The sequence below is a fragment of the Lewinella sp. genome, from assembly GCF_050633125.1.
In the GTDB taxonomy this organism is placed as follows: domain Bacteria; phylum Bacteroidota; class Bacteroidia; order Chitinophagales; family Saprospiraceae; genus Lewinella.
In genome coordinates this window covers 1-2,168 of sequence record NZ_JBOEFX010000071.1, presented here as the reverse complement: position 1 = coordinate 2,168, position 2,168 = coordinate 1, and the positions used below count along the sequence as shown (strand labels likewise).

The window sequence follows — 2,168 nt, the reverse complement described above, 5'->3', positions numbered from 1 at the left end:
TTTGACTATGGTGACCTTGCTGATGCAGGTGCCGGAGTAGGAGAGCAAGACTACGAAACAGCTGTTAATAACGGAGGTCCTGTGCACAAGCTATCGACCAACGCTAATGATATGATTACACTCAAGTTAGGAGCATCTGTAGATGATGAGTTAGACGGTCAGCCAAGTGGTGATGCCGATGCTGACGGAGCAGATGAAGATAGCTTTGTACCTGGTGACTATATGTTTGTAGCAGGTATATCGCAAGACCTAACCTTCCCAGTTATGAACATGACTGGTGGTGACGCGAAGCTTACCGTATATATTGACTGGAACAACAATGGTGACTTTAATGACGCTGGTGAGATGTACTTCACAACAGTAGCCGATTTGGCTACAAGTGCAACGATTACCGGCATTACGCCTCCATTGAGTTCTACCCTGAATGATGACCTTGGTTTCCGTATTCGCTTGACGACAGCAACTGCCATGAGTCCTAACGGACCTGCACCTGACGGAGAAGTAGAAGATTACGAGATTGTAGTAATGGGCTTCGACTATGGTGACCTAGTCGATCCTAATGCTGGCTTGGACGAACAAGACTATGAAACACTAACCGCTAACGGCGGGCCAAGCCACAAAATTAGTACGAACGAAAACGATGAGGTTACGTTGAAGATTGGCGCTAGCGCTGACCCTGACGTTGATGGCCAAGTCAGCGATGATGCTGATGGTGATGATGCCGATGGCATCGACGATGAAGACGGTTTCGATCCTGCGAACGTAATGTTCGTAACAGGACAAGCTGTTAGCCTGGACATCCCAGTGATGAACATGACGGGCGCCCCTGCCAAGTTGACCATCTTTATTGATTGGAACAACAATGGTGACTTTAACGACGCTGGCGAGATGTACTTTGTAGATGTTGCTGACCAAGCAACTACGGTAACGATTGCAGATATCGTACCACCACTTACTGCTACTTTGAACGATGACATCGGTTTCCGTATTCGTCTGAGTTCTGACATGGCAGCAAGCATGAGTCCTACTGGTCCTGCACCTGATGGTGAAGTGGAAGACTACGAAGTAGTTGTAATGGGCTTTGATTACGGTGACCTTAATGATCCAGCAGTTGGTACTGACGGTGATAATACTGATCCTGATACCCCTGCTGATTACCAGACCACCATTGCTGATGGAGGTGCTGCGCACAAAGTTCTCACGGATGAGCAGGACATGGTTATCTTGAAAATCGGTGCATCTGAAGAAGATGAAGCTGATGGTCAGCCAAGTGCTGATGCGGGTGTTACCGGAGGTGATGATAACAGCGAAATTGATGATGAAGACGGTTTAGATTTAGACAACATTCCATTATTCATCGTGACGCAAACGACTGATCTGGACATTCCAGTGATGAACATGACGGGAACAGAAGCCACGATAGCAGTTTATGTAGATTTCAACAAGGATGGTTTCCTTGATCCTGCAACGGAGAAATTTACAGCTCCTGTAGCTGATGGTGCAACGAACGTAACGGTAAGTGTTGGCCCTATTCCTGCGGATGCAGTAGTTGGCCAAGATGTAGGTCTGCGTATTCGCCTGGCCAATGATATGGCTGAAGTAATGACTTCTACCGGTATTGCTAATAGTGGAGAAGTAGAAGATTATATGATCCAAATCATCGGTTTTGATTACGGTGATTTACCTGATACGTACACAACAACGGGCCCCAACGCTCCTCGCCACATTATCTCTGAAGTGCTTAAGCTCGGATCATGTGTGGATACAGAGTTGGACGGTTTTCCTGAGCCAATGGCAGGCATGATGCAAGGCGGTGATGATGCTGATCCTGGTCTGTTTACTTTCGGTACTTGTACCGATGGCAGCGACGAAGACGGTATTGTATTTAGCCATCCATTTATTCCTGGCAACGAGTCATGTATCACGGTAAGTGCCATGAACATGACCGGTGAAGATGCTGTACTACAAGTATGGGTCGACTGGAACGGTGACGGTATGTTTGGTGCTGGTGAAGAATTGGCATTCGCTGACGGAACAGTACCTGATGGTGGTGTTGCAAATGCCGAATACTGCTTCCCTGTACCAGCAATCGTTGGTTACAGCGAAGGATCTTTGTTCGTTCGTGCTCGCTTGAGTTCGGATGGTGGCCTTACGCCTGATAGCCAAAC

The 2,168-nt window shown here is 47.5% G+C and carries 1 protein-coding gene; it reads left to right on the top strand.

Features of this window, described 5'->3' with window-relative positions; all coding sequences use genetic code 11:
- A partial coding sequence (locus ACRBG0_RS15440) for a GEVED domain-containing protein (RefSeq protein WP_431487763.1) occupies positions 1-2,168 on the top strand: 2,168 nt, incomplete at both ends.